The sequence below is a fragment of the Vibrio sp. 1S139 genome, from assembly GCF_041439475.1.
Taxonomy (GTDB): Bacteria; Pseudomonadota; Gammaproteobacteria; order Enterobacterales; family Vibrionaceae; genus Vibrio; species Vibrio crassostreae_C.
Genome location: NZ_JBGOOD010000060.1, coordinates 19,970 through 28,266, shown reverse-complemented (window position 1 = coordinate 28,266; position 8,297 = coordinate 19,970). Strand labels below are relative to the sequence as shown.

General features: G+C 46.2%; 7 protein-coding genes and 2 pseudogenes. 7 read left to right on the top strand and 2 right to left on the bottom strand.

All coding sequences use genetic code 11. The features are described from left to right. The first annotated feature begins 91 nt into the window (after positions 1-91). From atpF to ACED46_RS17435, 6 genes and pseudogenes are all read left to right on the top strand, one after another. The gene (atpF, locus tag ACED46_RS17460) at positions 92-499 is read left to right on the top strand and encodes a F0F1 ATP synthase subunit B (protein WP_371722012.1); all 408 of its coding nucleotides are present in this window, start codon (positions 92-94) and stop codon (positions 497-499) included. A gap of 11 nt (positions 500-510) precedes the next feature. Next, on the top strand, positions 511-1,062 hold the full coding sequence (locus ACED46_RS17455; RefSeq protein ID WP_017060840.1) for a F0F1 ATP synthase subunit delta: 552 nt from the start codon (positions 511-513) through the stop codon (positions 1,060-1,062). A 9-nt stretch (positions 1,063-1,071) separates the two neighbouring features. Continuing rightward, entirely contained in the window at positions 1,072-2,613 is a 1,542-nt protein-coding gene (atpA, locus tag ACED46_RS17450; RefSeq protein ID WP_104216112.1) for a F0F1 ATP synthase subunit alpha, read from the top strand. A 46-nt stretch (positions 2,614-2,659) separates the two neighbouring features. Further along, positions 2,660-3,537 (top strand): annotated as a pseudogene (gene atpG / locus ACED46_RS17445) (F0F1 ATP synthase subunit gamma). A gap of 44 nt (positions 3,538-3,581) precedes the next feature. After that, on the top strand, positions 3,582-4,967 hold the full coding sequence (atpD, locus tag ACED46_RS17440; RefSeq protein WP_017060843.1) for a F0F1 ATP synthase subunit beta: 1,386 nt from the start codon (positions 3,582-3,584) through the stop codon (positions 4,965-4,967). Positions 4,968-4,981: 14 nt separating this feature from the next. Next, complete coding sequence (locus tag ACED46_RS17435; protein ID WP_004730391.1) at positions 4,982-5,425, top strand: F0F1 ATP synthase subunit epsilon; 444 nt, start codon at positions 4,982-4,984, stop codon at positions 5,423-5,425. Between the two features lie 165 nt (positions 5,426-5,590). On the opposite strand, the gene ACED46_RS17430 is transcribed toward ACED46_RS17435, so the two are convergent. After that, a complete protein-coding gene (locus tag ACED46_RS17430) occupies positions 5,591-6,553 on the bottom strand; it encodes a nitrilase family protein (protein ID WP_371722011.1) in 963 nt (320 codons plus the stop codon). A gap of 106 nt (positions 6,554-6,659) precedes the next feature. Between ACED46_RS17430 and ACED46_RS17425 the strand changes: the two are divergent. Beyond that, positions 6,660-7,528, top strand: a pseudogene (locus ACED46_RS17425) (LysR family transcriptional regulator). Between the two features lie 136 nt (positions 7,529-7,664). Here ACED46_RS17425 and ACED46_RS17420 read toward each other — a convergent pair. After that, a complete protein-coding gene (locus ACED46_RS17420) occupies positions 7,665-8,201 on the bottom strand; it encodes an RNA-binding S4 domain-containing protein (RefSeq protein WP_017064730.1) in 537 nt (178 codons plus the stop codon). Between the last annotated feature and the right edge of the window lie 96 nt (positions 8,202-8,297).

Sequence of the window (8,297 nt, the reverse complement as noted above, 5' to 3'; positions counted from 1 at the left end):
ACGATTAGTCAAATATGGCGTCGTTGAACCTCAAGCTGATTTGATCAACAACGCCCAAGCAATCTCATTCGTGATTTTTGTTTGGCTCTGCATGAAATATGTATGGCCCCCTCTCACCGCGATGTTAGACGAGCGCCAAAAAGAAATCGCTGATGGTTTACGCCACTCAGAGAACGCTGCGAAAGAGCTAGAACTAGCAAAATCAAATGGCGCGCAACTCATCGAAGATGCAAGAAAAGATGTGACTGAACTGGTTGAACAGGGCCGAAAACGCCGCAATGAAATCATCAGCTTAGCGCAACAAGAAGCCGAGCAAGAAAAGGCACGCATCTTAGAACAAGGTAGAGCTGAGCTAGAAGGCGAACGCCAAAAGATACGCCGTGAACTTCAGGCAGATATGGCAGACGCAGTAATTCAAAGTGCACAGAAACTGATTAGCAAAAACCTAGATTCCGCAACGAACCGAGCGCTAGTTGACCAAATGATTAGCGAACTCTAAGGAGAGGCAATATGTCAGATTACACCAATATTGCTCATCCCTACGCCAAAGCATCGTTTGAATTTGCTTTAGGTGAAAACCAGTTACAAGAGTGGCACTCAATGCTGTCCATTCTTGTGGCTGTCGCGGAAGAAGAAACGATCGCTAGTCAGATTTCTTCAGCAGAAGGTGCTTCTACACACCAAACAGAAGAGCTGGCAAACCTCATCATTCATATTTGCCAAGGACTCGTTGATGACCACGTCATTAATCTTATTCGAGTCTTGGCCGAGAACGGCCGCCTTTCTGTTGTAAGAGACCTGTTTGAATTGTACTGCGAGCTAAAGGACGAACATGAACGTGTAGTGCCTGTCACTGTCACCAGTTCAGAAATGCTGACACAAGATCAAGTTACGTCACTAACAGCTGCACTTGAGAAGAAATTAGAGCGTCAGGTTGAAATGAAGCAGGTTATTGATGACACGTTAGTAGGTGGAATGGTCATCAAGGCGGGTGAAACCGTTATCGATGGTTCTTTAAACACATCAATTGACCGATTGGCTCATCAACTTCACGCGAGATAGGTAACAATTATGCAATTAAATTCAAATGAAATCAGCGATCTAATCAAAGAACGCATCTCGAAATTTAATGTGAGCACCGAGGCTCGCAATGAAGGCACTATCGTATCGGTTCGTGATGGCATCATCACAATCAATGGCCTTGCTGATGTTATGCAAGGCGAGATGATTGAGCTACCAGGTGGTAAATACGCACTCGCACTTAACCTCGATACCCACTCAGTAGGTGCGGTGGTTATGGGCCCCTACACTGACCTCTCTGAAGGTATGAAAGTGAAAGGTACAGGTCGTATCTTAGAAGTACCTGTAGGTAACGGACTTCTTGGTCGTGTAGTCAACACATTAGGCGAGCCAATCGATGGCAAAGGCCCAGTGAGTTGTGACCGACTCGACCCTGTAGAAGTGATTGCACCGGGTGTAATCGAACGTAAGTCTGTTGATCAACCTATTCAAACTGGTTATAAAGCGGTTGATACCATGGTGCCAATCGGTCGTGGTCAACGTGAGCTTATCATTGGTGACCGTCAGACGGGTAAAACAGCGTTAGCTATCGATGCGATCATCAATCAGAAAGATTCTGGCATCAAATGTGTGTATGTAGCGATTGGCCAAAAAGCCTCCACTATCGCTAATGTGGTTCGTAAACTCGAAGACCACGATGCGCTAAAAAACACCATCGTAGTCGTGGCGTCAGCATCAGAGTCTGCAGCGCTTCAATACCTAGCCCCTTATGCGGGTTGCACCATGGGTGAATACTTCCGTGACCGCGGTGAAGATGCGCTGATCATCTATGATGACCTATCAAAACAAGCCGTTGCTTACCGTCAAATCTCATTGCTATTGAAACGCCCACCGGGTCGTGAAGCCTTCCCTGGCGACGTATTCTACCTTCACTCACGCCTACTAGAACGTGCAGCACGAGTGAATGCAGAGTATGTAGAGAAGTTCACTAACGGTGAAGTGAAAGGCCAAACAGGCTCATTAACGGCGCTTCCTATTATTGAAACTCAGGCGGGTGATGTATCAGCGTTTGTACCAACCAACGTAATCTCAATCACTGATGGTCAGGTTTTCCTTCAAACCCAACTGTTTAACTCAGGCTTACGTCCTGCAGTAGACCCAGGTATCTCGGTATCTCGTGTGGGTGGTGCGGCGCAATGCAAGATCATCAAGAAACTGTCTGGTGGTATCCGTACTTCATTAGCTCAATATCGCGAGCTGGCGGCCTTTGCTCAATTCTCTTCTGACTTAGATGAGATGACGCGCAAACAGCTAGACCATGGCGAGCGTGTTACCGAATTAATGAAGCAAAAACAATACTCTCCAATGTCAGTCGCTGAGCAAGCAACGGTTATCTACGCAGCAGAGAAAGGCTACTTGGCCGGTGTTGAGCTAAACAACATTGCCCGTTTTGAAGAAGAGCTGATTGCTTATGCCAAAGGTCAGAACCCTGCGTTGTTCGAAAAAATCAACGCGACAGGCGATTACAATGACGAAATCGACGGTGCTCTTAAAGAGATCCTAGAAGGTTTTGTTGGGATGAAAGCTTGGTAAGTGCTCCGGTTTGTTAGCTGGAAATCAAAACAAATAGGAGCAGATTATGGCAAGTACTAAAGAAATTCGCACCAAGATAGCCAGTGTTAGTAACACTCAGAAAATCACTAGCGCAATGGAAATGGTTGCAGCAAGTAAGATGCGCAAGGTTCAAGACAACATGACGCTAACTCGCCCCTACGCCGAGAACATGCGAAAAGTTATCTCTCATGTTGCATCGGGTTCCCTGGAGTACCAGCACCCTTACCTGCAACAGCGTGAACCTAAGCGTGTCGCTTACATCATTATCTCGTCCGATCGCGGCTTGTGTGGTGGCTTGAACTCAAACTTGTTCAAGAAAGTGTTAGAAGAAATGGAGCAATGGCGCACCAAGGGAGTCGAGGTAGAAACAACCTTAGTGGGATCTAAGGCTATCTCGTTCTTCCAACGCGGCGGCAACGTTATTGCACAAACGTCAGGTCTTGGCGATACACCTAAGTTAGAAGACATCTTAGGTACGGTGAATGCGATGCTCGGGCATTACGACGAAGGTAAAATCGATAGCTTGTATCTCGTTTACAACCAGTTCGTCAACACCATGGTTCAAGCGCCAACGACCTTGCAGTTGCTCCCCCACCCTTCGGATTCTGAGGAAGGTGGTGAGCCTAAAAAAGCGCGTCGTTGGGACTACATCTATGAGCAAGCACCCAAAGACATACTCTCAGAACTGTTACATCGATACATCGATACATCGAATCGCAAGTGTATCAAGGCATCGTAGAGAGCATTGCCTGTGAGCAAGCAGCCCGAATGGTCGCTATGAAAGCGGCGACTGATAACGCAGGCCAACTCATTGATGACTTGCAGTTGGTCTACAACAAGGCGCGTCAGGCTGCCATTACCCAAGAGCTGAGTGAAATAGTCTCAGGTGCCCAAGCTGTCTAGGGCTAGAAAAGACTGGGTCAAGAACAGAATTTGAGGATTTAAGAATGAGTGTTGGAAAAATAGTTAAAGTAATCGGCGCGGTGGTTGACGTCGAGTTCAGCGGCGGCAACAGCCCACGCGTTTATGATGCATTGAAAGTGACTAGCGACGAAGCAAGCTCGTTAGTATTGGAAGTACAACAACAACTGGGTAGCAATATCGTTCGTTGTATTGCAATGGGTACGTCAGATGGCTTACGTCGTGGCCTAACGGTTGAAAACACAGGCTCTCCAATCACGGTTCCTGTCGGCGAAGAAACGCTAGGCCGTATCATGAACGTGCTTGGTCAACCTATCGATGAGTGTGGTGAAATCGGTCAGAAAGAAAACTACGAGATTCACCGTGAAGCCCCTTCTTATGAAGAACAAGCAAACAGCACTGAGCTTCTAGAAACAGGCGTTAAGGTTATCGACCTTATCTGTCCATTCGCTAAGGGTGGTAAAATTGGTCTGTTCGGTGGTGCTGGTGTAGGTAAAACCGTCAACATGATGGAGCTTATCAACAACATCGCCAAAGCCCACTCAGGTCTTTCTGTGTTTACCGGTGTAGGTGAGCGTACTCGTGAAGGTAACGACTTCTACTACGAGATGAAAGAAGCAGGTGTACTAGACAAAGTAGCCATGGTTTACGGTCAAATGAACGAGCCACCGGGAAACCGTCTACGTGTAGCACTTACAGGCCTAACTATGGCTGAGCGCTTCCGTGATGAAGGTCGTGACGTACTGTTGTTCATTGATAACATTTACCGTTACACGCTTGCGGGAACAGAAGTATCAGCTCTGCTAGGTCGTATGCCTTCAGCAGTAGGTTACCAACCAACACTGGCTGAAGAGATGGGCGTACTTCAAGAGCGTATCACGTCAACAAAACAAGGCTCTATCACGTCTATCCAAGCAGTATACGTACCTGCGGATGACTTGACTGACCCATCGCCAGCAACAACCTTTGCTCACTTAGATGCGACCGTTGTACTGTCTCGTAACATCGCGGCACTGGGTCTATACCCTGCGATTGACCCGTTAGATTCAACGTCACGTCAGTTAGATCCGCTGATCGTAGGCCAAGAGCACTACGACATTGCACAAAAAGTACAAACAACGCTGCAACGCTACAAAGAGCTAAAAGACATCATCGCGATTCTTGGTATGGATGAGCTGTCTACTGAAGACAAACAGACCGTATCTCGCGCTCGTAAGATTGAACGTTTCTTAACTCAGCCTTATCACGTGGCAGAAGTGTTTACCGGTCAGAAAGGTGTCTTTGTACCGCTAAGCGAAACACTAAGAGGCTTTAAAGGTCTGTTAAGCGGTGAATATGACGATATCCCAGAACAAGCATTCTTGTACTGTGGCTCTATCGACGAAGTGCTTAACAAAGCAAAATCACTCTAAGAGGTAGGTGCACCATGGCTATCGGAATTACAGATAATACATTTCAACTTAATATTGTAAGTGCGGAAGGTACGCTGTTTTCAGGTCCAGCGTATGCCCTAGCCGTTTCTGGCGCTGATGGTGAGTTGGGGATCCGCCCCGGTCACTCCCCGCTTCTCAGTAAAATAAAGCCGGGCGTCACAGTGTTTGTCACAGACCCTAAATCAGAAGGCCAAGTGCTTTATGTCTCTGGCGGGATGCTGGAAGTTCAGCCGGATGTGGTAACGGTGTTAGCCGATACTGCCCTGCACGGCCAAGATATTGACCGCGCTCGCGCAGAAGAAGCGAAATATGCAGCTCTAGAAAATATCAATAAGGGCAATGTAGACATCAATTTTGCTCAAGCTCAACTTGAACTAGCAAAAGCCGTGGCTCAGCTTCGCGCATCAGAACTGACATCTTCTCGTACTCGACACTGAGAATAGAACTTAGACGTTTGATGCTTGATGCTTGATGTGTAAATAGTCTACCCACTTAAAAACAGTTTAAGTGGGTAGACTACATCAGGAATCCTCCTCCTCTCTTTCAACCTCCTCTCCCTTTCGACTTCTCTAATTAATCCTTTATCACCTGCGCTTACACCATTATTTCTCTGCAAAACGCGCTTGGTGCGGGTCCAGTTCATGACCTAATGGCTGAGTCAGTGAATGGTACAGTTCAGGCTTACGACCACGAATCCAGCGCCTGCCAGTACACATATCCAACTCTTCGGCTTTTAGCTCTGCAATCACCATATCGTTATCAACGCTGTCCGTCTCGGTGATGATTTCACCATAAGGGCTCAAAATCATCGCATTACCGGTTCTCATTTCATCCATATCAACGCCGACACCATTACTGAACACCACAAACATACCGTTATCGTGCGCTCTTGCAGGCAACCAACGCATTAGCCATTCGCGCCCATTCTTACCCTGCATTTCAGCACGAATCGCTTCTGGGTTTTCATCTCGGTTAAACCATAAATCTGAGTCAATTCGCTTCATTGCATTCGGGCTACGTGACTGACAACCGCCCGTCTGGTGTGGCGCAATCAATATATCAGCGCCTTTCAATGCAGTAATTCGTACGTTCTCGACCAAGTTGTTATCCCAACAAATCAAGATACCGACTTTACAACCATGGGGCGTATCGAACACCGTGTATTGGTCGCCGCTGCTCATATGTGGGCTCACAAAGGTGTGCAGTTTACGGTGTTTCTGAACTTCTCCATTGGGCATCACGAACACATAAGTGTTGTATAACTCGCCATCCACACCCTGCTCTATCAAACCAGCCCCAACACTGATGCCAAACTGTGTTGCCAGTGCAATCAGATTTTGAGTCGATTCACCACTCGGCACAGGTTCCGCTAGCGCTTCTATCTCGTCTCGCGACAAAGCAGACACATGCCAGTAGCCAGTGATGCACATCTCTGGGAAACTGATGATCTCCACACCACTCTTCGCAGCTTGTTGAACGTATTGACCTATCACCGACAAGTTATACGCCTTATCGCCTGCATGATGGTTAAACTGAACCGACGCTACTTTGATGTCTCTTTTCATTATTCGTCCTCAAATTTCGCTTTATCTGATTTGGTATGAACTCAGTATAAAAAATCGATTCAATTCCATATAATGAAAGATATTCTTAGTTCAATGAGCATTCGGAATGGAATTTGATTTACTGAAGGCGTTTTGTCAGTTGGCTAAGTCGGGCAATTATCGTATGGCATCAGAGCAGCTCTACATTACTCAGTCGGCACTGACCAAAAAGATTCAACGACTGGAATCCAATATAGGAGCGAGTCTGTTTTCTCGCGGCAGGAACGGCGCAGAACTGACACACGCAGGTAAAACCTTACTACCCGAAGCCCAACGTTTGGTTCGTTTGAGCAGCTTTCAGGCTCCGTAGTGAATGGAACTCAGGGGCATTTGAACATTGGTTTTGGCGTATCTAATTATCACGAAGCACCTAAACTGATTGCCGCCTATAAACAACAGTACCCAGACGTTCACATCACCTTAAATGACACACCTTCTAAGCAGCAGACCGACGAGCTATTGAGCCATGAACTCGATATCAGCTTCAATCGAATACCCGACTCCTCGGATTTAAAGAGCCTAACGCTTTTCAATGATTCGCTTGTGATTGCGGTTCACAAAGATATTCTCAAGCAAGCGCCAGGTAACGATCAGGTTCTCTTTGAGTTATCGAAATGGCCTTATCTAAAATTGGCTCAGCACCGTGGCCCCGGATTAGACAGACAGATTCAACAATATTGTCTTGCCAATAAAATCGACTTATCTAAGACACAAGAAGCCGATGATATCCTCACCCTGCTTGCCTTGGTTTCGGCCAATATCGGTTTCACCATCGTACCCAGCAGTGCGCAGTACATTAGTAACACCGATGTGGAATTCATTGCGTTAGAAGGTGAACACGCGACTTGGCCTGTCGGGTTAATCTGGAATGGAGAGAGTGACAACCCACTCAGGGATAGGTTTGTAGAGTTTGTGGCTCATCAAAAAGGAAATTAGACCAGAAGCTAAATTTCACCAACAAAAAAGGCTCACTAAATAGTGAGCCTTTTGATATTTTCTTAACGTAAACCTAAGTCTAAGGTTGCTTGCGTTTTGAAAGAATAGCTTTAGATCAGTAGGTTAGAGCTATAACTTAGAAGAACTCAATCGAATTACGGCCGCTTTTGTCATCACGTGTTGGCTTTGGCGTATCCGCTTTCTTTTTCGGTTTCTTCTCTTTTTTCTCTTTCTTTGGTTCAGCCTTTGCGCTTAGCATTTCTGCTTTGCTTTTCTTAGATTCCTTCTTCTTAGAATCCTTTTTAGACTGACCTTTCTTCGCCTTGTTCTCTTTTTTAGGCGTTTCTTTCTTTTTCGGCTTTTCTGATTCTTCTTGTACTGGCTGATCACACACCACTACATAGTATTCTTGGTTGAATTCAAAGAAGTCGCCATCGTACATTTTACGACGCTTACGGGTTTCTAGCTCACCATTTACCGCTACGTAGCCTTCAGAGATGATGTGCTTAGCTTCGCCGCCACCACTCACTAGGTTAGCAATTTTAAACACTTTGTAGAGCTCGATTGGCTGTGATGAAACATCAATACCAATTGCTTCAATTTCAATCTCTTCGCCTTCTTCGCCCAGCTCTTGGCCTTCGTAATCAGCGTCTTCGTAATGTTCTTGGTCCATGGTGACCTCTACCTAAATATGTACTTCTGAAATATTGGGCGCAGTGTAATCTTAAAACAACGAAATGACCATGTTGAATTCAACCAGAGCCCATTT